Below are 22083 nucleotides of genomic sequence, written 5' to 3' on the forward strand. Positions count from 1 at the left end.
TGAGGGTATCGCGTAGCGACGATTTTCTTGCCGGGAGCCCGGGTTGCCAGGGTGGTGGCGGTGAGCCACCCTGGCACGTTCACCGGTAATGTGGTGACAGAGTAGCAAGGAACATAAAGTGAACGGAATGACCACTACAGCCGTATGTTCCCCCTCACCCCAGCCCTCTCCCACTGGGAGAGGGAGGGAAAATGCCTACTTAAACAATGCGTTTAATCTTTCTAACACCCGCATTGCGCTGTAGTAATCCAGGCGGAACGTCTCCGTTCCCAGTGCCCAGACGCGTTTATTCTGCACCGCTGGCAGGTGCGCCAGAAGCGGATTGGCATAAATCGCATCGACATCTTTCTGGTCACCGGCAAACAGGAACAAGCCTTCGCCGTTCAGCCCGCTCGCCAGATTTTCCCCGCCTAACTGAATGATGTCGTGGCGCTTACCCTGACTTTTTGAGGTCTGCAATCCGGCAGGCAATTGTGCAAGAGTAAAGCCCAACTGGTGCAGCAACTTGCCCTGCGCCGATTCCGCCGTCCACAGGTTCGCGCTGTGCGCGGCGGCGGTATAGACAATGGCATTCACCGGCTGTGGCGGCAGCTTCATCTGCTGTTTCACCAGCGCGAGCTGTTTATCAAATTCCGCAATGCGAGCCGTGGCCTGTTTTTCCTGCCCTGTAATGGTGCCGAGCTGTGTCAGCAGTTCTTGCCAGCTTTTATCGTCGTAGTTGATGACAAGCGTCGGCGCGATGGCAGAAAGCTGTTCATAGAGGGCGAGGGCTGAATCACCGCCGGTGGCGCTAATCAGGATCAGATCCGGCATCTGAGCGGCAACGGCTTCTGCACTCGGCTCGCCAATATACAAACGCGTGAGCTGACGCTGTTTCGCGATATCTCCCCACTGACGCAAAAAGCCCTGAGCATCCGCCACGCGATTATTTGGCGTGGTCGCGCCGCTGGCGATGACCGGTGCATCAATCGCCAGCAGGGAACCGGTCAGGGTCACGCTGGTTGAAACAATGCGCGTGGGTTTGCTTTCAAGCGTGTGAACGCCGTGGCTGTCGGTCACCTGACGGGGCCAGTCGGCGGCGGTGGCTGAGGTTAGTCCTAAAACAAAAAGTCCTGTTAAAAGAAGGGCATTACGGCAAACGGCAGGGAGTTTCACAACGTCGCATCCTGTTTTTATTGAGGTTAATGCTTCTCATTTTCATGATTGCAGCGAAGGGATGCAAGCGATAGTCGCACAAGTTGTTTGCTCTGCGGTTGACACCAGGGCGTTGTGCGATTAGGTTAGCCATCGAAAATATAAATGATAATCATTATTACTGCTTTTATCATTTTGAGGAGGATGATATGGATACGTCATTGGCTGAGGACATCCAGCACACCGCGACCACGCTGCAATCAGACAGCTTTTTCTTTATGTCGCCTTATCGCAGTTTTACCACGTCAGGCTGTTTTACCCGCTTATCTGAATCCGCCGTTGGCGGTGATGATCCGGCAGGTGCCTTCCAGCAAAAAGTCGCCCAGGCTTTCCAGAAAGCGAAAGCCAGCGGGATTGCTCACCCGATTATGGTAGGCGCTATCCCGTTTGATACGCGCGAACCGTCGTCCCTGTTTATTCCGCAAAGCTGGCAGACCTTCTCTCGCCCGGCGCGTCAGCAGTCTTCACGTTATTTCTCTGATGCACAGGCGCTGACAGTCAACACCCGCACTGAAATTCCAGAGCAGCCGGTCTTTGAACAGATGGTTGCGCGTGCGGCAGCGCTGACCGCCACGCCGCAGGTCAACAAAGTGGTGCTGTCGCGACTGATTGATATCTCAACCGAAGAGAAAATTGACAGCGGCGCGTTGCTGGAACGGCTCATCGCGCAGAACCCGGCCAGCTTTAACTTCCACGTCCCGCTGGAAGATGGCGGTGTGTTGCTGGGCGCGAGTCCTGAGCTGCTGCTGCGTAAAGAAGGCGCGCACTTTAGCTCGCTGCCGCTGGCAGGCTCGGCGCGTCGTCAGCCGGATGATGTGCTGGACAGAGAAGCAGGCAACAAGCTGCTGGCCTCGGAAAAAGATCGCCACGAGCACGACCTGGTGACCCAGGCGATGAAAACCATTCTGACACCACGCAGCCACCATCTGAGTATGCCGGCATCCCCGCAGCTCATCACCACCCCGACGCTGTGGCACCTGGCCACGCCGGTGGAAGGGGAGGCGCGTGAAAACGAAAACGCACTGACGCTGGCGTGTCTGTTGCACCCGACGCCTGCATTAAGCGGTTTCCCGCATCAGGCGGCAAAACAGCTGATCGCAGAGCTGGAGCCGTTCGACCGCGAACTGTTTGGCGGCATTGTGGGCTGGTGTGACAGCGAAGGCAACGGTGAGTGGGTGGTCACCATTCGTTGCGCGCGCATTCACGACAAGACCGTTCGCTTGTTTGCCGGGGCGGGCATTGTTCCCGCCTCATCACCGGTGGGTGAATGGCGTGAAACCGGAGTGAAGCTCTCCACCATGCTGAACGTTTTTGGTTTGCACTAAGGAACAATTATGACTGTCCCCTTTACCCGTTGGCCGGACGAGTTTGCCCGCCGCTATCGTGAAAAAGGCTACTGGCAGGATCTGCCTCTGACCCGCATTCTGACCCGCCACGCTAATAATGACGCGGTGGCCATCATCGACGGTGAGCGCCGTTATACCTACCGCCAGTTTAATGAGGCGGTCGATAACCTTGCCAGTTCGTTACAATCCCGGGGGCTGAAACGTGGCGATACCGCGCTGGTGCAACTGGGAAATGTGGCTGAGTTTTACATCACCTTCTTTGCGCTGTTACAGGCGGGTGTTGCGCCCGTTAACGCGCTCTTCAGCCATCAGCGCAGCGAGCTGAATGCCTATGCGATGCAGATCAAACCAGCATTGCTGATTGCCGATCGTGATCACACGCTGTTTGCCGGCGATGAGTTCCTCACCGCATTTGTGAATGAGCACCGCTCGGTGCGCGTGGTATTGCTGCGTGGCGATAACGGCGAGCACGCACTGGACGCGGCGATTGCCCGTCCGACGGATAATTTCATCCCCAACCCGACACCTGCCGACGAAGTGGCGTTCTTCCAGCTTTCTGGCGGAAGTACCGGCACGCCGAAGCTGATCCCGCGTACCCACAACGATTACGACTACAGCATTCGTCGCAGTAACGAGATTTGCGGTATTACCGCAGACACTCGTTATCTGAACGCGCTGCCCGCTGCGCACAACTACGCCATGAGCTCGCCGGGATCGCTTGGCATCTTTACGGCAGGTGGCTGCGTGGTGCTGGCGAACGATCCGAGCGCCACCCTCTGTTTCCCGCTGATTGAAAAACACCAGATTAACGTGACCTCGCTGGTGCCGCCTGCGGTCAGCCTGTGGCTCCAGGCGATTGCCGAAGGCGCGGGCAACGCGCAGCTGCGTTCGCTGAAGCTGTTACAGGTGGGGGGCGCACGCCTCTCTGCAACGCTTGCCGCACGCATTCCGGCAGAGATTGGCTGCCAGCTCCAGCAGGTATTTGGTATGGCGGAAGGGCTGGTGAACTACACCGCGCTTGACGATTCCCCGGAACGCATCATGAACACCCAGGGCCGCCCGATGTGCCCTGATGACGAAGTGTGGGTAGCCGATGAGCATGGCAACCCGTTACCGCGCGGTGAAGTGGGGCGGCTGATGACGCGCGGACCATATACCTTCCGTGGGTATTTCAACAGCCCGGCGCACAACGCCAGCGCCTTTGATGCCAACGGCTTTTACTGTTCCGGCGATCTGATCGCCATTGACGAGCAGGGCTACATCACCGTGCAGGGGCGCGAGAAAGATCAGATCAACCGTGGTGGAGAGAAGATCGCCGCAGAAGAGATCGAAAACCTGCTGCTGCGCCACGAGTCGGTGATCCACGCGGCGCTGGTAAGCATGGAAGACAGCCTGCTGGGTGAGAAAAGCTGCGCGTATCTGGTGGTGAAACAGCCGCTGCGCGCGGTTGAAGTGCGTCGCTTCCTGCGCGAACAGGGCGTTGCCGAATTCAAACTGCCGGACCGCGTGGAGAGCGTTGATGCGCTCCCGTTAACGCCCGTCGGCAAAGTCGATAAGAAACAGTTGCGCCTGTGGCTCGCTGAACGCGCCCAGGGCTGAGGAACAAGAACATGGCCATTCCAAAATTAACCGCTTACGCACTGCCCACTGCCGCAGACCTGCCGAACAACAAAGTGAACTGGGCGTTTGAGCCAGAGCGTGCTGCGCTGTTAATCCACGACATGCAGGAGTATTTCCTGAACTTCTGGGGTGAAAACAGCCCAATGATGGCGCAAGTGGTGGCGAACATCGCCAAAATTCGCGCTTACTGCAAAGAACATAACATTCCAGTTTACTACACCGCCCAGCCGAAAGAGCAGAGCGATGAAGAACGTGCCCTGCTGAACGACATGTGGGGGCCGGGTCTGACCCGTTCGCCGGAGCAACAGCGCATTGTGGCGGAGCTGGCACCAGACGAAGCCGACACCGTACTGGTGAAATGGCGTTACAGCGCATTCCATCGCTCGCCGCTGGAATTGATGCTGAAAGAAACCGGGCGTAACCAGCTGCTGATCACCGGGGTTTACGCCCATATCGGCTGCATGACCACCGCCACCGATGCATTTATGCGTGACATCAAACCGTTCTTTATCGCCGATGCGCTGGCCGATTTCACCCGCGAAGAACACCTGATGTCCCTGAACTACGTGGCAGGGCGTTCCGGCCGCGTGCTGATGACCGAGGAACTGCTGCCATCCATTCCGGCCTCAAAAGAGGCGCTGCGCGCGATGATTCTGCCGCTGCTGGATGAGTCCGATGAGCCAATGGATGACGAAAACCTGATCGACTACGGTCTGGATTCCGTGCGCATGATGGCGCTGGCCGCACGCTGGCGTAAAGTGCATGGCGATATCGACTTTGTGATGCTGGCGAAAAACCCAACCCTCGATGCCTGGTGGGCGCTGCTCTCCCGCGAGGTGAAGTAATGGAAGGATTCGATTTTACCGGCAAAACCGTCTGGGTGACGGGGGCAGGTAAGGGCATTGGTTACGCAACGGCTCTGGCATTTGCCGGGGCGGGCGCACAGGTGACCGGGTTTGATCTGGCGTTTCCGCTGGGGGATTACCCCTTTGCCACTGAAACCCTGAACGTGGCGGACTCCGTGCAGGTGACTGAGGTGTGCGGGCGAGTGCTTGCCTCTGTTGATCGCCTTGACGTGCTGGTCAATGCCGCCGGGATCCTGCGTATGGGCGCAACGGACCAGCTTTCGCAGGAGGACTGGCAACAGACCTTCGCCGTGAACGTTGGCGGGGCGTTTAACCTGTTCCAGCAGACAATGGGCCAGTTTCGCCGTCAGCAGGGCGGGGTGATTGTTACCGTTGCATCTGACGCGGCGCATACCCCGCGTATCGGCATGAGCGCGTATGGCGCGTCAAAAGCGGCGCTGAAAAGCCTGGCGCTCACCGTCGGGCTGGAGCTGGCGGGCAGCGGCGTGCGCTGTAATCTGGTGTCGCCGGGTTCAACCGATACCGATATGCAGCGCACGCTGTGGAAAAGTGACGATGCAGAACAGCAGCGTATTCGCGGTTTTGGCGAGCAGTTTAAGCTTGGGATCCCGCTGGGTAAAATCGCCCGTCCACAGGAGATTGCCAACACCATCCTGTTCCTGGCATCCGACTACGCCAGCCATATTACCTTGCAGGATATTGTGGTGGACGGCGGCTCCACGCTGGGGGTGTGATGATCTGGAAACGTCATTTACCGCTTGAAGCACTGAACGCGACCAGCCAGAACACCATGGTGGCGCATCTGGGCATTGTCTATACCAAAATCGGTGACGACACGCTGGAGGCCGAAATGCCGGTGGATGTGCGCACGCATCAGCCGTTCGGCCTGCTGCACGGCGGGGCGTCTGCTGCACTGGCCGAAACCCTTGGCTCAATGGCCGGTTTTCTGATGACCCGCGACGGGCAGAACGTGGTGGGCACAGAACTGAATGCCACGCACCATCGCGCGGTGTCCCAGGGCAAGGTGCGCGGTGTGTGTCAGCCGCTGCATCTGGGGCGTTCCAGCCAGAGCTGGGAGATTGTGGTGTTCGACGAACAGGGACGGCGCTGCTGTACCTGTCGGTTGAGTACCATGGTGCTGGGCTAGCACTGTTGCCGGGTGGCGGCTGCGCCTTACCCGGCCTACAGGGTTTCGTAGGCCCGGTAAGCGAAGCGCCACCGGGCACGTGTTACATCATCGATACGATCCGCTTTAACAAACGAATTCTCGGCTCAATCGACGCCTTATCCAGCCACTCCGCCGGGCTGTGGAATCCTGCGCCAACCGGCCCTAAGCCGTCGAGCGTAGGGATGCCCAGTGCGGCAGTGTGGTTGGCATCGCTGCCGCCGCCGACCGCCTGCCAGGTGATGGCAATGCCTTCCGCTTTTCCTGCGGCTTCCACTTGCTGCATCAGTGTCTGTGTCGCTTCACTGGTGGCCATCGCCGGCTTGTGATTGACCTGCGTCAGGGTGGTCGTCACCCCGTCTAAAAAGCCTTTTTCACATAATGCGTTAAGCGCCTGATTCACCCTGCCGTACTCGTCGTTTTCCCAGAAGCGAACATCCAGTTCAGCGACAGCAGTATCTGCCACCACGTTCGCCGCACTGCCGCCGCGGATCACCCCAACGTTGAGCGTGGTGCCACGATCCCAGTTGGTCAGCGCGTTGATGGCGATAACGCTGTTCGCCAGCGCCGTAATCGCCGAGCGGCCTTTCTCCGGATCGTTACCCGCGTGTGCCGCTACGCCGCTAAAGGTGAGGTGATAGCCCGCCATTCCCTTGCGTGCCTTGACCAGCGAGCCGTCGGCGCGTGCGGCTTCGCATACCAGCACGCAGCGAGAACGTTTTGCCAGCTCGCCAATCCACTGGTGAGAATGTACCGAACCGGTCTCTTCGTCCGGGTTCATCGCCACGGCAATGGACAGGCGATTTTTGTCCGCGGCGTCAAGCCCGCGCATCGCCCACAAAATATTCAGAAGTCCGCTCTTCATATCCGACACTCCGGGGCCGTACAGGCGAGAATCGTCCTCGCTCATCGGGCGCTCGGCCACGGTACCTGGCGCAAACACGGTATCAAGATGGCCGACCAGCAGCACGTCGAAGTGCGTCGTCCGGGGTTTATTGGTCACGAATACACCCGGCCCGACCTGGTTGCCTAAATCCACCTGTTCGGTGTGCCAGCCTTCTTGCTGCCAGAGTGCTTCGATAATGCCTGCAACCGTTGCCACGCCCGCAAGAGTCTGGGTGCCGCAGTCTACGTTCACCAGCGTTTTCAGTTCTTCAATGTAATGATCCAGATTCATGATGATGTCCTGTTCAGAGAATAATGCGCATCAGCAGCATGGCTAAAAAAGCGTTGATGACCGAAATGGCAATCATCAGCGGAATACGTTTGGCGCGGGTGCCGATGACCCCCAGAATGCGGCCCAGATACTGCACCTGAGACCCCATCAGGTAGATGGCGGGAGCGAGGATCGCCAGGTGCTCCCCGCTGATTATGCCTTTATCAAACAAGCCAATGGCCACGCCAATACCGCCGCCCATCGACATCCAGCCACCAATCAGCACGGCCGCAGCCTCACCTGGCAGACCAAAAAGACCCATCAGCGGAGCGAAGATCATGCCCAGCCCTTTTAGCGCGCCGGTGATTTCAAGCGCCTTAATGATGATAAAGGCCATCACCACGTTGGGCAGGGTGCTGCTGGTGGCAATGCTCCAGCCTTTACGCGCGCCTTCGACAAACACATCGGTGATAACGGGGTTAGATTGTGGGGCACTCATACGGTGTCTCCTTTTGCCGGTTGCTTCACCAGGGCTTCTTTGCCCGTAAACGTCAGGATCAGGCGCAGCAGATTTGCGCCGACAATCTTCATGATGAACATTACGGCGATACAGGCACCGATGGAGGTGGGCACGGCTGCCGTGCCATCAACGGCAATCAGCGTAAACAGGATCGCCCCGGAGGAGAAAAAGTTGGTGATCATTGCTCCTGCGGAGAACTGGAACATGGCAAAAACGTCTTTTTCTTTTTCGCTGATTTGCCCTTCGTCGGACAAGTTGCGGGTCAGGGATGCGCCCACGTCAGTGCTTTGCAGGCTGCCAATCAGCGCCAGCCCGGTAGTGCCGGGGATACCCAATAAAGGGCGTAGCAGGGGAGTTAAGAGCTTACGTGCGGCACGCAGCGCGCCGTAATGCTCCAGCACGTTGATCATCCCGAGGGCAAACATCACTGCCGGAATTAACCCCAGCGCGAACAGAAATCCGTCCATCGCGCCGCTGCCGCCGGTGCCGCGAAAGGCGCTGGTGGCGGTCGTCAGGGTGCCATCGTCCAGGCTGGCCTTGCTGACCACCTTGCCAAACGCCCCGTTGAGAGTGGTGAAATCAAAGACGCCGTACCACTCCTTTCCGCCTAACAGGCCGGAGAAGAAAACGGCAGCGAAAGCCAGCGCAAAGTACGCGCCGGGCCCAACCTTATGTTCCTGAGGTAGTGAACTGTTCATATCCTTTTCCTTGTATGCGCGGAATGCGCAGATTCATTCTGGCGAGGCTATGACCTGAAAAGATGATGCAAATCATCCCGTAAGGCGGTGGCTGGAGGAAAAAGGCAAAAGTGTGACCGCTGACAGCGCGAAAGTGATCGGCTTAACAATGTGATGTAAATGTCTGGTTTGACCACACATTATTGCGTTTCAAAGTTGTTAAATTTTGGGCGTTGTTCTAGAAACAAAATGTAACATCTCACTGTTTCACAACAACGGACAACCACTATGAACAACTCAGGGAAATACCTTACATGGGCAGTGCTCTCCGTTGTGGGAGCATTTGCCCTGGGCTATATCGCCCTCAACCGGGGGGAACAGATCAATGCGCTCTGGATAGTTGTCGCCTCCGTCTGCATTTATCTGATCGCGTATCGTTTTTATGGCCGCTTTATCGCCAAAAATGTGCTGGCGGTTGACGCCACGCGCATGACGCCTGCCGTTCGTCATAATGACGGGCTGGACTATGTTCCCACCGATAAGAAAGTGTTGTTCGGCCACCACTTTGCCGCTATTGCCGGGGCAGGCCCGCTGGTGGGACCGGTGCTGGCCGCCCAGATGGGGTATCTGCCGGGGATGATTTGGATCCTGGCGGGCGTTGTGCTGGCAGGGGCGGTGCAGGACTTTATGGTGCTGTTCGTTTCCACCCGCCGCGACGGGCGTTCGCTGGGTGAACTGGTGAAAGAGGAGATGGGCGCAACTGCCGGGGTGATTGCACTGGTGGCGACCTTTATGATCATGGTGATCATTCTGGCGGTGCTGGCGATGATCGTGGTGAAAGCGCTGACCCACAGCCCGTGGGGGACGTATACCGTCGCCTTTACCATTCCGCTGGCGCTGTTTATGGGCATTTATATCCGCTATCTGCGCCCGGGGCGTATTGGCGAGGTGTCGGTGATTGGCCTGGTGTTCCTGGTGTTCGCCATTATCTCTGGTGGCTGGGTGGCGGAAAGCCCGACCTGGGCGCCGTTCTTCGACTTTACCGGCGTGCAGCTGACCTGGATGCTGGTGGGCTACGGCTTTGTGGCGGCAGTTCTGCCCGTGTGGCTGCTGCTGGCCCCGCGTGATTACCTCTCGACCTTCCTGAAAATCGGCACCATTGTTGGGCTGGCTATCGGCATTCTGATTATGCGCCCGACGCTGACCATGCCTGCGTTGACCAAATTTATTGATGGTACTGGCCCGGTCTGGACCGGCAACCTGTTCCCGTTCCTGTTTATTACCATCGCCTGTGGTGCGGTGTCTGGCTTCCACGCGCTGATTGCCTCGGGTACCACACCGAAAATGCTCGCCAATGAAAATCAGGCCTGCCTGATTGGTTACGGCGGGATGCTGATGGAATCCTTCGTGGCGATTATGGCGCTGGTATCTGCCTGTATTATCGACCCGGGCGTGTACTTTGCGATGAACAGCCCGATGGCAGTGCTGGCTCCAGCCGGAACCGTTGACGTGGTGGCATCTGCCGCGCAGGTGGTGAGCGGCTGGGGCTTTGCCATTACGCCAGATACGCTGACCAGTATTGCTAATGAAGTGGGCGAGCAGTCGATTATTTCACGTGCGGGTGGTGCGCCTACGCTGGCGGTCGGGATGGCGTACATTCTGCATGGTGCGCTTGGCGGGCTGATGGATGTGTCGTTCTGGTATCACTTCGCCATTCTGTTTGAAGCCCTGTTTATCCTGACGGCGGTGGACGCGGGTACACGTGCGGCGCGCTTTATGTTGCAGGATCTGCTGGGCGTTATCTCCCCGAACCTGAAACGCACCGATTCGTTACCGGCCAACCTGCTGGCAACGGCGCTATGCGTTCTGGCATGGGGTTACTTCCTGCATCAGGGCGTGGTGGATCCGCTGGGCGGGATTAACACCCTGTGGCCGTTGTTCGGTATTGCCAACCAGATGCTCGCCGGGATGGCGCTGATGCTCTGTGCGGTAGTGCTGTTCAAGATGAAGCGCCAGCGTTACGCCTGGGTGGCGTTACTGCCAACCGCGTGGCTGCTGATCTGTACGCTGACCGCAGGCTGGCAGAAAGCCTTCAGCCCGGATAATAAAGTGGGCTTCCTGGCGATCGCCAACAAGTTCCAGGCGATGATCGACAGCGGTAAGATCCCGGCGCAGTATACGGAATCACAGCTGTCGCAGCTGGTGTTTAACAACCGTCTGGATGCCGGGCTGACCATCTTCTTTATGGTGGTGGTCGTGGTGCTGGCGTTGTATTCTCTTAAAACCGCACTGGCGGCGCTGAAAGAAGACAAGCCAACGGCGAAAGAGACACCGTATGAGCCAATGCCTGAAAACCTGGACGAGATTGTGACCCAGGCGAAAGGGGCGCATTAACTTTTGTGCCGGGTGGCGCTCGCGCTTACCCGGCCTACATTCCCTGTGAGACCCATACTATGTTCGACACCCTCTCTAAAGCAGGTAAATACTTAGGCCAGGCCGCCAAAATGATGATTGGCGTGCCGGATTACGATAACTACGTCGAGCATATGCGCGTCAATCATCCCGACCAGACGCCGATGACCTACGAAGAATTTTTCCGCGATCGCCAGGATGCGCGTTACGGTGGTAAGGGCGGCGCGAAGTGTTGTTAACCTTCTTTCGGTAAATAGAGGCTTATCTGTTCCTGCTTACAGCCGTAGATCGCCGCCAGTTTTTCACGGGTACGTTTTTGCGGGCGTGAGTCGATGGCCTCAAGCTGCGACACGGCAGACTGGCTGATGCCGAGTTTCTCCGCCACCTCCTGCTGTGATAACCCGCAATGGATGCGCCACGCAGCCTGCAGGCTGACGTTCTGCCAGGTCATGATGCTGCACACTTCACCGGGCAATTCAACGTCATCCAGACTATCGTGTTCGACTTCAATATCCTCCAGATCGTCGTCGGTTTCGTCGTCAATCTCAGCCATCTGCAAGCACATGCGGAAGTATTCGTGATAAGGAATAACCACGTACTGCGTTTTTCCGTTATCGTCCTTAATTAACTGAACAGCCATAGGTGGCTTTCTCCTCGTGAAGGTATGTCGTTGATGTTCTGCGCTTGATGGCCAGAACATAACAATGGTCATCGGGATCGTCCCGAAGCGTATAGATGATGCGGTAATCGCCAACGCGAAGCCGGAAATGATTTTCTGTCGTCGATATTTTTTTGATATCGGGCCGGGGAGCCGAGCGGTCATCCAGCTCGGTAAGCTTTACCTCAATGCGGCGCTGATACCGCTCGTCAATTCTGGAAAAAGCCTTTTTTGCACCATTAGACCAGACAATCTTCATTCGTACCTCCACTGTACGCCCGCACAAAATATAAGGAAATAATAAGACTATTAGATAAATTCCGAATTTCTTATAGGGCACTGTAGAACGGACAAAAAGCGCGAGAAACAGGCAAAATGTGAACCGTCGAGGTGGCTCGAAAACACCTCTGCCGGACGACAGAGGTGTACATGAAAAGTGCGATCAGGCGTTCAGACCGCCATCCACGTCCAGCCCGGTGCCGGAGATTTGCCCGGCGGCAGGACTGGCAAGGAAGGTAACGGCAGCGGCGATATCGTCTGGCTGACCATAATGACCCACGGCAATCATCTGGCGCTGAGCTTCAGCCTGTTCGCCGTCTTCCGGATTCATATCGCTGTTGGTCGGGCCGGGATGCACCAGATTAACGGTAATACCGCGTGGACCCAGATCGCGGGCAAGCCCACGGGTGAAGGAGTTGAGTGCTGATTTAGTCATGGCGTAAACGGCGATACCGGGCATTGCCACGCGGTTAGCGAGGCAACTGCCGATATTGATAATGCGTCCGCCGTCGGACATATGTACCAGCGCTTCCTGGGTGGTAAGCACCACGCCACGGATGTTGACGTTAATCATCGCGTCAATATCTGCAATCGTCAGGGCTTCCAGCGGGCCGCCGCGTGCAATCCCGGCGTTGTTGACCAGGATATCCAGGCCTCCGAGGGTACGCGCTGCGTGAGTCACGGCTTCCTGAATGGCCTCGGCGCTGGCGCTGTCGGCCTGAACCGCCTCGCAGTGCCGTCCAAGTGCTTTTATCTCACTGGCGACCGCCTGGGCTTTATCAGCGGATTTTTCATACGTAATAACCACATCGGCACCGGCGCGCGCCAGCGACAGTGCAATAGCACGACCCAATCCACGGCTGGCGCCGGTGACCAGCGCCTTCTTACCTGTTAAATCGATCTGCATGATGACCTCGTTGTGGGAGTGGTGAGAATCATCATTAGGTATAGACGCTTCGGCTGATTAGCGGTTGAAGGATTCCACCTTCTCAAACGCAGCGCGCAGAATTTCAGGCGTGAGCGTAACCGGTAAATAGTGAATCGACTCCACCGGACGCAGGGTGTGGGTAATCACCTGGTCCAGCTCGTTGCGATTGTTGATATCGACGTCCAGCTCACGCAACGTAGTCGGCAGGTTAAAGCGCTGATATGCAGCCACCAGTTGCGCCAGCACATCGTCCTGGCCGAGCAGGGCGCTTTGCACCAGAATGCCGTACGCCACTTTGGTGCCGTGGAGGTATTTTTCGGTTTGTGGCAACACGGTTAACCCGTTATGTACTGCATGAGCGGCCGCCACCCGGGTATAGCGTTCGCCCAGACCGCCCACCATGCCGCCACCGGCAATAATGGCATCCACCACGTCGCGGAATGCCTGCGTCTCTTCGCCACGCTGCTGGTCAGCCAGTGCCTCTTCACTGCGTTCCAGCAGCACATCACGGATTGCCAGCGCACCGTTGATCCCCAGACGCACGGTCAGCGGCAGGTTTTCTGGCTGTGGCGCCAGTACGACTGCTTCGTACCATTTCGCGAGCGTATCGCCGATGCCCGCCAGCAGGTATTCCGCAGGGGCATTCAGGATGATTTTCGGCTCCACCAGCACCAGGAAGTTGGCATCGTCGAAGATTTCAAACTGCAACGCCTGACCCGCATCGTTATACCAGACGGAAAGCGGCGTCCATGCCGCACAGGTGGCGGCAATGGTTGGGATCGCCACCACCGGCACACCCAGACGGCGCGCCACGGCTTTGGCGGTATCGAGCAATGCCCCGCCGCCAACGCCAATCACCACGCTTCGGTCATCACCGGAATCATTCACCAGATGGGTGACATCCCGCTCGCTACAGTGGCCTTTAAATAACAGATGCTTTGCACCCGCAGTGTTAAAGCTCTCTGGCAGGAAAGGACGAGCACCCTCGATGGCGCGTTCGCCGTAAATCCACACCGCACGGGAAAGCTGCTCTGGGGTAAAGAAATCATTCAGATGCGCAAGGCTTCCGGGGTGAGAGAAGTAGTTTGCAGGGCCGGGAACGACGCGGATATCGGTATTACTCATGGTGTTGTCCTTAATTTTAGGAAGCGCTAACCTGATGTTATGTCTGGACATCCAGATGGCTAATAATATTTTGCTTTATCTTATGCCTTTTCCGTCGTTGTCAGTCAACCGGAGCTGTGAAAAATTCAATAAATCAAAATATTAATGAAGGATTTAACGCGGATGGTTTCCAGTCGCCTTGAGATGCGCGGTATCAGCCTGGCCTTTTCTGGCTTTCAGGCGCTGTCGCGCGTGGATTTCACGCTGATCGGCGGAACCGTACACGCGTTGACCGGCGCGAATGGTGCAGGAAAATCGACGCTGATGGCGGTGCTGTGCGGGACGCACGATCATTATGAAGGCGAGATCTGCATAAACAACCAGCCGGTGACAATCCGCGAGCCGCTCAATGCCAAACAGCTGGGTATCCATCTGGTGCAGCAGGAAGTGGACGTGGCGCTGATCCCGGGCTTAAGCATTGCTGAAAACATCATGCTCGATCAACTGGCGCAGCCGGGACATGGCTACAACTGGCGCGCTATTCGCCAGCAGGCACGCCAGGCGCTGGCGCAGCTGGATGTGACGCTGGATGTGCGCCGCTCTATCGACAGCTGCACCCTTGCCGAAAAACAGCAAATTTTGCTGGCGCGTGCGCTGTCGCACCACTGCCGCTTTTTGATCCTCGACGAACCCACCGCCCCGCTGGATACCCATGAAAGCGAGCGCCTGTTCACAGTGGTAAAACGCCTGCAACAGCAGGGTATCGGCGTGGTGTTTATCTCCCACCGTATTCACGAACTGAAAGCCATCTGCGACACCTTAACGGTGCTGCGCGACGGCAAGCTGATTGAGTCTGGCCCTATGGCGATGCTCAGCGGTGAGGAAATTGTCGAGAAAATGCTTGGTCATGAGCTGAGCGATATCTACCCGCCGGCACGCCCTCCGCACAGCGAGGAAACGCTGCTGCGGGTTGAAGGATTGCACGATGAAGCGCTGCTGAAAGATATCTCCCTGCATTTGCGTAAGGGTGAAATCCTTGGCATTGCGGGCCTGGCGGGGGCGGGGAAAACCGAACTCTGCAAAGCGCTGTTTGGGGCCAGCAAAAGCCGCGTGACGCGTGGTGAACTGAATCATCAGCCCTGGCAGCCGCGCAGCCCGGCGGATTCGGTGCAGCGTGGTCTGGCACTGGTGCCGGAAGAGCGACGTAAAGAGGGCATTTTTATTGATGAACCGGTAAGCATGAATCTGGCAGTGACGGCGGATAACTCGTTTTCACGCTGGAGCCTGTTTGGCCACCGTCAGGCGTGGCGCTGGGCGGAAGAGGTGATTGCCCGCGTGGGCGTTCGGGCGCGTGGTCCGGGCCAGGTGTTGCGTCGTCTTTCAGGTGGTAACCAGCAGAAAGTCGCCATCGGCAAATGGCTGCGCAACGATGCCAGCGTACTGATTTTTGATGAACCCACTAAAGGCGTGGACGTGAAAGCCAAAACCGATCTGTTCCAGCTCATTGATGGGCTGGCGCGTGAGGGCAAAGGGGTGATTTACGCCTCCGGCGAGTTTGCCGAACTGGTGGGATTATGCGATCGCATCTGCGTGTTGTGGGATGGTCGCGTTGTGGCGGAGATCGCCGGGGCCGAGGCCCGGGAAGAGACATTACTTTATTATTCAACCGGAGGAACGGCGTCGTGAGCAAGGCCCTTTCAGTGACTGCGGCGGCGTCTGGCCGTCAGCAAATTTTTGATTTTCTCTATAAGTGGGGCATGTTGCTGACCGTCGTCGCGCTGGTGGCCGTTTTTGGCCTGGCGTCGGACAACTTCCTCGATCCCAACAACATCATCAATATTCTGCGCTCCATCGCCATCGTGACGGTCATCGCCATCGGGGTGTCGATTTCGCTGACCATTGGCGGGTTTGACCTCTCGGTAGGCTCGACCGCATCGCTGGCTAACGCACTGGTCATTTCGCTGTTCGTCTGGCACGGCTTCGGCACCACCGAGTCGATTCTGATCACGCTTGCACTCTGTACCCTGGTCGGGCTGTTCAATGCCTTCCTGATTGTCATCCTGCGTATCCCGGACATGCTGGCAACGCTTGCCAGTTTGTTTGTGATCCAGGGGGTGGCGATGACCTACAGCTATGGCGGGTCGATCACTGAAAACATGGTGCTGCCAAGCGGCGACATGGCGGAAGGGACTATTCCGGCGGCGTTCAGCCTGCTGGGGCAAGTGCCGACTATTGTCATCATCATGCTGGTGGTCACCATTCTGGCTCAACTGGGGCTGTCGCTGACCACCCACGGACGCCGCATGTACGCCATTGGCGGCAACCCGGAAGCGGCACGCCTGTCGGGCATTCGCACCACGCGTTACAAGGTGGCGGCCTATGTGATTGCCTCTTTGCTGGCCGGACTCGGCGGTATTTTGCTGGCCTCGCGTATTGGCTCATCTCAGGTGAATGCAGGTGGGGGCTATCTGATGGATGCGGTGGCAGCCGCGTGGATCGGTTTCTCGCTGGCAGGCTCTGGTAAACCGAACGCACTCGGTACGCTGGTCGGGGCGGTGATCCTCGGCGTGCTGTCGAACGGCCTGGTGATGCTCTCGGTGCCGTACTACGCCATGGACATTATAAAAGGGCTGGTGCTCGCAGTGGCACTGGCGATTACTTACATACAAAAACGCTAAAGACTTATAACAACACAACGGGATAACAGAATGAAAAAAATCGCACTCTCTTTGGTGGCATTAGGGTTATTGACTGCATTGCCAGGCTATGCGGCCACGCCAGCGCCAGTTCCGGCAGCCATTGCAAGTCACGAAGGCCCAATCCGCATTGCCGTGATCCGTAACCTCGGCTCTGACGACAACACCACCCAGTTTGTCGCCGGTGCCATTCAGGAAGGGAAAAAGCTCGGCTTTAAGGTCAGCACCTTTTTAAGCAACGGTGATGACGCCAAATTCCAGGACTTCGTGAACCAGGCGATTAGCCAGAAGTATGACGGGATCATCCTCTCTCAGGGTCGCGATCCGTATTCGACCGCGCTGGTGAAGAAAGCAGTGGATGCCGGGATTAAAGTTTCGGTGTTTGATACCGCCGTGAACGGTGAGATCCCGGGCGTGACCGTCACCCAGCAGGATGACGCCTCTCTGACCAATCTCTCTTTCGGCCAACTGGCGAAAGATTTCAACGGCAAGGCGAACATTGTCAAGCTGTGGGTGGCAGGTTTCCCGCCGATGGAGCGTCGCCAGGCCGCGTATAAAGAGCTGCAAAAGCAGTATCCGGATATTAAAGAGCTGGAATCCATCGGGGCAGTGTCTTCTGACGTGCAGGGCGACACGGCCAACAAAGTGGGTGCGATCCTGGCGAAATACCCGAAAGGCAAAATCGACGCCATCTGGGGAACCTGGGACGCGTTCAGCCAGGGCGCGTATAAGGCTCTGAAAGAGAATGGCCGCACCGAAATCAAACTCTACAGCATCGACATTTCTAACCAGGATTTGCAGCTGATGCGTGAATCCGGTAGCCCGTGGAAAGTGAGCGTGGCCGTCGATCCGAAGCTGATTGGTGCGACCAACGTGCGTCTGATTGCCAACAAGATTGCCGGTGAAACCACGCCAGCGACGTACGATTTCAAAGCCGCAGCTATCCCGCAGGCGCTGCTGACCGCGCAGCCAGGTGCGGTGAATGTGGCGTCACTGGGCAAAATTATCCCGGGTTGGGGCCAGACCGAAGATTTTATCGCGCCGTGGTTTGCGACGCTGGAAGCGAAGGCAAAATAATGCCCGGTGGCGTCAGGTGCGCCTGATGCCCTCACCCCATCCCTCTCCCACAGGGAGAGGGAGAAAACCAAAAGGAGCTCATGGTGACCCAATTACCGCCTCCAGAGTACAGCCGCAATATGCGGCTGATTGGCCATAGCGACCAGGGTGGTCGCCCGGACGGCGTGCAGCTGATGGTGCATCGCGGTTTTGCGTATGTTGGCCATATGGTGTCGCAGGGGTTTTCGATTGTGGACGTACGCGACCCGAAAAACCCGAAAGCCGCAGGCTATGTGCCCGCACCACCAGGCACCTGGAATGTGCATTTGCAGGCGCATGACGATCTGTTGCTGGTGATCAACGCCCGGGATTTGTTTGCCGATGCCCGTTTCGCGGATGAAAAGGTCTACTACACCCGCCAGGTGGGGGAAACCGTCAGCGACGTGCAGGATAAAGGCTGGAGCGCCGGGTTGCGGGTGTTTGATATCTCCACCCCGGATAAACCCCGAGAAATCGGCTTTTTGTCGCTGAACGGCATCGGTATTCACCGTATCTGGTATGTGGGTGGGCGCTGGGCGTACGTGTCAGCGCTGATCGATGGTTTCACCGATTACATCTTCCTGACCATCGATCTTGCCGATCCACGTAAGCCCGAGGTGGCAGGGCGCTGGTGGCTGCCGGGGATGAACCAGGCCGAAGGCGAGCAACCCAACTGGCCAGAAGGCAAACGTTACGCGCTGCACCACGCGATTATCGCCGGAGACACTGCCTACGGCAGCTGGCGCGATGGCGGTCTGACGCTGTTGGATGTGAAAGACAGAACCCAGCCGAAGCTGATTAGCCATCGAAACTGGAGCCCACCATTTGGTGGCGGCACGCACACCGCGCTGCCGTTACCGGATCGCGACCTGCTGGTAGTGCTGGACGAAGCGGTGCTTGATAACCAGCAAGATGGCGAAAAGCTGATCTGGCTGTTTGATATTCGCGAGCCGTCGAACCCGGTGAGTATTTCGACTTTCCCGCAGCCGGATGAGATTGACTACGTGGCGAAAGGGGCGCACTTCGGCCCGCATAACCTGCATGAAAACCGGCCGGGCAGCTTTGTCAGTTCAACGCTGATTTTCGCCACCTATCAGAATGCGGGCGTGCGCGCGTATGACATTTCTAATCCGTATCGCCCGGTAGAAACGGGGGCGCTGGTTCCTGCGGCACCGGCGAAGATGATGGATACGCGGCCGAATCGCCCGCAGGTGATCCAGTCGTGCGATGTGTTTGTGGATGCGCAGGGGATTATCTACAGCACGGATTATAACGGCGGGTTGTCGGTGATTGAGTATTTGGGGTGAGTGCGGTTTGATGCCCTCACCCCGACCCTCTCCCACTGGGAGAGGGAGGAAACCTAAGGCGAAGCTGCCACCCGGCAAAAGCAATCAGCTGTACTGACGCACTCGTGCCACCAGCTCTTCCACGTTGTCGATGCGGTCAGCAATCACAATCAATGCTCTGCCAAGCGTAATGGCATGACGCAGACATTCGTGACGCATGGCCTCATCCTGAATGGTGTCGATATCGGCCACGTGTGAAAGCCCCACGCTGCGGCGAATCAGTTCGGTGCCGCAGAAGCCGATGGCATCTTTCCACACTTTTTTCAGGAACTCAGAAGCATAGCCTGGTGCGCTCAGCGCGGCATCGCGCGTTTTCTCATGTGCCAGCGCCTGGAAGCGTTCTGCGAACGTACTCCACAATTCCTGAATATCGGTCAGGCGCTGTTCACGGGCGGCGGCGGCATCACGAATGCCCAGATGGCCTGGCAAGCCGCAGAAGTTCAGCAGCAGATTACCGATGGCCGTACCCACGTCGAAACCGATCGGGCCGTAATAGCCAAATTCCGCATCGATAGCTTTCAGGCTACCCTCAGCCACGAAAATGGAGCCGCTATGGATATCACCGTGCAGCAAGGCTTCGGCCTGGGAGAAGAAACGGTGCTTGAGTGAGGCCACCGCGATTTTTAACGGGGCGTCGTCACGCAGGGCGGCCACGTCGTTTTCCAGCGCAGCAGGGTAGTTGTTGCGCTCGTGGATCTGGTACGGATCGTTGAAGAACAGATCTTCGGTGATCTCGCACATCTCCGGGTTAATGAACTTCGCTACCTGCGCTTTTTTATCGTGCGGGTGCAGATAAAAATCGCTGGTGTGGAACAGCGTATGGGCGAGATATTCCCCCAGCTGGCGTGCGGCCTGCGGGTAGAAGGTGTTTTTAATCAGCTCGCCGCGCCAGATGTTATGGCTGGAGAGATCTTCCATCACCATCACCGCCAGCTCCGGGTCGAAGTGGTGAATTTTAACGGTGTGCTGCGGGCTATGCTGGTAATGCTCAACCAGGGTTTGCGCCTCCAGACGGGCGCGGTCCAGCGTTAGCGGCCAGGACTCGCCAACACAGCGGACGTAAGGCAGGGCTTGTTTCACGATAATGCGGCTCACTCCCTGCGTATCGAAAATTTTGAAAACCAGATTGAGGTTGCCGTCGCCCACTTCCTGCGCCTCCACCAGTGATGATGGGTTATCAAGGCCGCCAAACTGCTTTGCATACTCCACGGCGTCCTGGGCGGTAAAGGTACGGTATTGCGACATTGCCTGTTCCTCACTGATTTTGGTAATAAAGACATTTAGACGTCTATACATCTGAATTTCATCCTGACACAATGTGATACATCAACGCAACAGAGAATTAACGACATGCAGACATTACAGACGACCAGCCTGCGGGTGGCGGAAAATCAGCTATTTATTCTCGATCAGCAGGCGCTTCCGCAGGAGAAACGCTGGCTGGATGCTTCCACTACCGAGGCGCTGGTGGGGCATATCCACGCCCTGCGCGTGCGTGGCGCACCGCTGATTGGGCTTTCTGCAAGCCTGTTGCTGGCCCTGCTGGCTGAAAACGGCAAAAGTCGTGACGAGCTGGCGCTGGCGCTGGAAACGTTGCGTGCCTCCCGCCCGACGGCGGTTAACCTGATGAATAACCTCGACCGCATGAAGCTGGCGCTGTGGCAGGAAGATTTCGTTCCGGCGCTGGTGGCGGAAGCGCTGCGCCTGATTGACGAAGATAAACAGCTTTGCGACGCCATTGCGAAAGCCGGTAGCGCGCTGGTGAAGCCCGGCAGCCGTCTGCTGACCCACTGCAACACCGGCGGGCTGGCAACGGCAGGGGTCGGTACGGCGCTTGGGGTGATTGCTCGTGCTCATCAGGAAGGCAATGTCAGCAACGTGTGGGTGGACGAAACGCGTCCTCTGTTGCAGGGCGGTAGACTGACCGCATGGGAGTTGGGGGAGCTGGGTGTGCCGTATCAGCTGATTACCGATTCAATGGCCGCCAGCCTGATGGCAAAAGGGCAGGTGGACGCCGTGTGGGTAGGTGCAGACCGCATTGCTGCTAACGGCGACGTGGCGAACAAAATTGGCACGTACTCGCTGGCAGTGCTGGCGAAATTCCACGGTATTCCGTTCTACGTGGCTGCCCCGCAAACCACGCTCGATCCGGATTGCCCGAACGGTGAAGCGATCCCAATTGAACTACGCGCTGCCAGCGAAGTGACGGGCGTGGCGGGCAGCTTCGGCGCAGTGCAGTGGGCACCGGAAAATGCGCAGGTTTACAACCCGGCGTTTGACGTCACACCTGCATCGCTTATCAGTGGGTGGGTGCTGGATACCGGCGTAGTGACACCAGAGGACGTGGCAAAGGGGAAATTTGCCTGAGCCGGACTATTCTTTAAGGGTTTACCTTAAAGAGGACCGTAACGTGACTCTTGATCCTGATACTGACCTAAAACTGGAACGCGTGGTGGATGCGCCACGCGATCTGCTGTGGCTCTGCTGGACCACACCGGAACATATCAAAAACTTCTTCATCCCCGTCCCTCATAAAGTGACCGAATGCGACCTCGACCTGCGCGTGGGTGGGCGGTTTAACACCGTCTTTGAGGTGGATGGACAACGGATGGACAACAAGGGCGTCTTTCTGGAGATTGACCCGGGCAGGAAACTGGTCTTTACCGATGGCTATACCGAAGACTGGAAACCGGCTGAAAAACCCTTTATGACAGCAATTCTGCTGCTGGAAGATGCAGGAGAAGGCAAAACCCGCTACACCGCGATTGCACGTCATCCAACGGCGGAAATCCGTGAACAGCATGAACAGATGGGCTTCCACGAAGGGTGGGGGATAGTGCTGGATCAGCTGGTGGCGTATGTGAAGTCTCTTAGACCCCCTCTCACACAGAGCTGAGGGATCCCCAGTAATGTTTGTCTTTATTCAGCGATGACATTACGCCATTGAAATAAAAGACTTACCGCGGCGCCATGGTTCGGCTGAAAATTGCCGAAGCGTTTCCTGTAGGCCGGGGCGAGGCG

22 protein-coding genes are annotated in these 22083 nt (G+C 57.3%); 13 read left to right on the top strand and 9 right to left on the bottom strand.

Going from position 1 to position 22083, the window contains the following annotated elements; genetic code table 11:
- Positions 1 to 195: 195 nt before the first annotated feature.
- Positions 196 to 1155 carry a Fe2+-enterobactin ABC transporter substrate-binding protein gene (gene fepB / locus M987_RS11415; RefSeq protein WP_014069269.1) on the bottom strand — a complete coding sequence of 320 codons (960 nt, stop codon included), beginning with the start codon at positions 1153 to 1155 and terminating at the stop codon, positions 196 to 198.
- A 188-nt stretch (positions 1156 to 1343) separates the two neighbouring features.
- Between fepB and entC the strand changes: the two genes are divergently transcribed.
- Genes entC through entH form a run of 5 tightly spaced genes read left to right on the top strand, consistent with a single transcriptional unit; the run spans position 1344 to position 6173 of the window.
- Positions 1344 to 2519 carry an isochorismate synthase EntC gene (gene entC / locus M987_RS11420; protein ID WP_014069270.1) on the top strand — a complete coding sequence of 392 codons (1176 nt, stop codon included), beginning with the start codon at positions 1344 to 1346 and terminating at the stop codon, positions 2517 to 2519.
- Between the two features lie 9 nt (positions 2520 to 2528).
- Entirely contained in the window at positions 2529 to 4139 is a 1611-nt protein-coding gene (gene entE / locus M987_RS11425) for a (2,3-dihydroxybenzoyl)adenylate synthase EntE (RefSeq protein ID WP_014069271.1), read from the top strand.
- Between the two features lie 11 nt (positions 4140 to 4150).
- On the top strand, positions 4151 to 5005 hold the full coding sequence (locus tag M987_RS11430; protein ID WP_014069272.1) for an isochorismatase: 855 nt from the start codon (positions 4151 to 4153) through the stop codon (positions 5003 to 5005).
- Positions 5005 to 5760 carry a 2,3-dihydro-2,3-dihydroxybenzoate dehydrogenase EntA gene (entA, locus tag M987_RS11435; protein ID WP_014069273.1) on the top strand — a complete coding sequence of 252 codons (756 nt, stop codon included), beginning with the start codon at positions 5005 to 5007 and terminating at the stop codon, positions 5758 to 5760. The genes M987_RS11430 and entA overlap by 1 nt, the downstream gene beginning before the upstream one ends.
- Positions 5760 to 6173, top strand: a complete 414-nt coding sequence (entH, locus tag M987_RS11440) for a proofreading thioesterase EntH (RefSeq protein WP_014069274.1) — start codon at positions 5760 to 5762, stop codon at positions 6171 to 6173. Before entA ends, entH begins: the two co-directional genes overlap by 1 nt.
- A gap of 82 nt (positions 6174 to 6255) precedes the next feature.
- On the opposite strand, the gene M987_RS11445 is transcribed toward entH, so the two are convergent.
- Genes M987_RS11445 through M987_RS11455 form a run of 3 tightly spaced genes read right to left on the bottom strand, consistent with a single transcriptional unit; the run spans position 6256 to position 8565 of the window.
- A complete protein-coding gene (locus M987_RS11445; protein ID WP_014069275.1) occupies positions 6256 to 7368 on the bottom strand; it encodes a M20 family metallopeptidase in 1113 nt (370 codons plus the stop codon).
- 13 nt (positions 7369 to 7381) lie between these two features.
- Positions 7382 to 7846: a YjiG family protein gene (locus tag M987_RS11450; RefSeq protein ID WP_014069276.1), complete on the bottom strand. Its 465-nt coding sequence runs from the start codon at positions 7844 to 7846 to the stop codon at positions 7382 to 7384.
- Positions 7843 to 8565 (bottom strand): nucleoside recognition domain-containing protein, encoded by a 723-nt coding sequence (locus M987_RS11455; RefSeq protein WP_014069277.1) that lies wholly within the window; start codon positions 8563 to 8565, stop codon positions 7843 to 7845. The genes M987_RS11450 and M987_RS11455 overlap by 4 nt, the downstream gene beginning before the upstream one ends.
- Positions 8566 to 8832: 267 nt before the next feature.
- On the opposite strand from M987_RS11455, the gene cstA reads away from it, so the two are divergent.
- Both cstA and M987_RS11465 read left to right on the top strand, forming a co-directional pair.
- The gene (gene cstA / locus M987_RS11460) at positions 8833 to 10938 is read left to right on the top strand and encodes a pyruvate/proton symporter CstA (protein ID WP_014069278.1); all 2106 of its coding nucleotides are present in this window, start codon (positions 8833 to 8835) and stop codon (positions 10936 to 10938) included.
- Positions 10939 to 10997: 59 nt separating this feature from the next.
- Complete coding sequence (locus M987_RS11465) at positions 10998 to 11195, top strand: YbdD/YjiX family protein (protein ID WP_006809671.1); 198 nt, start codon at positions 10998 to 11000, stop codon at positions 11193 to 11195.
- On the opposite strand, the gene M987_RS11470 is transcribed toward M987_RS11465, so the two are convergent.
- The 4 genes from M987_RS11470 to M987_RS11485 form a co-directional block, all read right to left on the bottom strand.
- Positions 11192 to 11596, bottom strand: coding sequence for a helix-turn-helix domain-containing protein (locus M987_RS11470; RefSeq protein WP_014069279.1), 405 nt, complete (start codon positions 11594 to 11596; stop codon positions 11192 to 11194). The genes M987_RS11465 and M987_RS11470 overlap by 4 nt on opposite strands.
- On the bottom strand, positions 11577 to 11873 hold the full coding sequence (locus M987_RS11475; RefSeq protein WP_014069280.1) for a type II toxin-antitoxin system RelE family toxin: 297 nt from the start codon (positions 11871 to 11873) through the stop codon (positions 11577 to 11579). The genes M987_RS11470 and M987_RS11475 overlap by 20 nt, the downstream gene beginning before the upstream one ends.
- A 183-nt stretch (positions 11874 to 12056) precedes the next feature.
- A complete protein-coding gene (locus M987_RS11480) occupies positions 12057 to 12800 on the bottom strand; it encodes an SDR family NAD(P)-dependent oxidoreductase (RefSeq protein WP_014069281.1) in 744 nt (247 codons plus the stop codon).
- A 57-nt stretch (positions 12801 to 12857) separates the two neighbouring features.
- Positions 12858 to 13946 (bottom strand): oxidoreductase, encoded by a 1089-nt coding sequence (locus M987_RS11485; protein ID WP_014069282.1) that lies wholly within the window; start codon positions 13944 to 13946, stop codon positions 12858 to 12860.
- A gap of 162 nt (positions 13947 to 14108) precedes the next feature.
- Between M987_RS11485 and M987_RS11490 the strand changes: the two genes are divergently transcribed.
- From M987_RS11490 to M987_RS11505, 4 genes are all read left to right on the top strand, one after another.
- Positions 14109 to 15611 carry a sugar ABC transporter ATP-binding protein gene (locus tag M987_RS11490; protein WP_014069283.1) on the top strand — a complete coding sequence of 501 codons (1503 nt, stop codon included), beginning with the start codon at positions 14109 to 14111 and terminating at the stop codon, positions 15609 to 15611.
- Positions 15608 to 16603 (top strand): ABC transporter permease, encoded by a 996-nt coding sequence (locus M987_RS11495; protein ID WP_014069284.1) that lies wholly within the window; start codon positions 15608 to 15610, stop codon positions 16601 to 16603. Before M987_RS11490 ends, M987_RS11495 begins: the two co-directional genes overlap by 4 nt.
- Before the next feature lie 30 nt (positions 16604 to 16633).
- Complete coding sequence (locus tag M987_RS11500) at positions 16634 to 17698, top strand: sugar ABC transporter substrate-binding protein (protein WP_014069285.1); 1065 nt, start codon at positions 16634 to 16636, stop codon at positions 17696 to 17698.
- 83 nt (positions 17699 to 17781) lie between these two features.
- On the top strand, positions 17782 to 19023 hold the full coding sequence (locus M987_RS11505) for an LVIVD repeat-containing protein (protein WP_014069286.1): 1242 nt from the start codon (positions 17782 to 17784) through the stop codon (positions 19021 to 19023).
- A gap of 84 nt (positions 19024 to 19107) precedes the next feature.
- Here M987_RS11505 and mtnK read toward each other — a convergent pair whose 3' ends face one another.
- On the bottom strand, positions 19108 to 20307 hold the full coding sequence (gene mtnK / locus M987_RS11510) for an S-methyl-5-thioribose kinase (protein ID WP_041162011.1): 1200 nt from the start codon (positions 20305 to 20307) through the stop codon (positions 19108 to 19110).
- Positions 20308 to 20412: 105 nt separating this feature from the next.
- Between mtnK and mtnA the strand changes: the two genes are divergently transcribed.
- Positions 20413 to 21429 carry an S-methyl-5-thioribose-1-phosphate isomerase gene (mtnA, locus tag M987_RS11515; protein ID WP_014069288.1) on the top strand — a complete coding sequence of 339 codons (1017 nt, stop codon included), beginning with the start codon at positions 20413 to 20415 and terminating at the stop codon, positions 21427 to 21429.
- Positions 21430 to 21472: 43 nt separating this feature from the next.
- Positions 21473 to 21958 carry an SRPBCC family protein gene (locus M987_RS11520; RefSeq protein WP_014069289.1) on the top strand — a complete coding sequence of 162 codons (486 nt, stop codon included), beginning with the start codon at positions 21473 to 21475 and terminating at the stop codon, positions 21956 to 21958.
- The last annotated feature ends 125 nt before the right edge of the window (positions 21959 to 22083 follow it).

The sequence above is a fragment of the Enterobacter soli ATCC BAA-2102 genome (assembly GCF_001654845.1).
Lineage (GTDB): Bacteria > Pseudomonadota > Gammaproteobacteria > Enterobacterales > Enterobacteriaceae > Enterobacter > Enterobacter soli.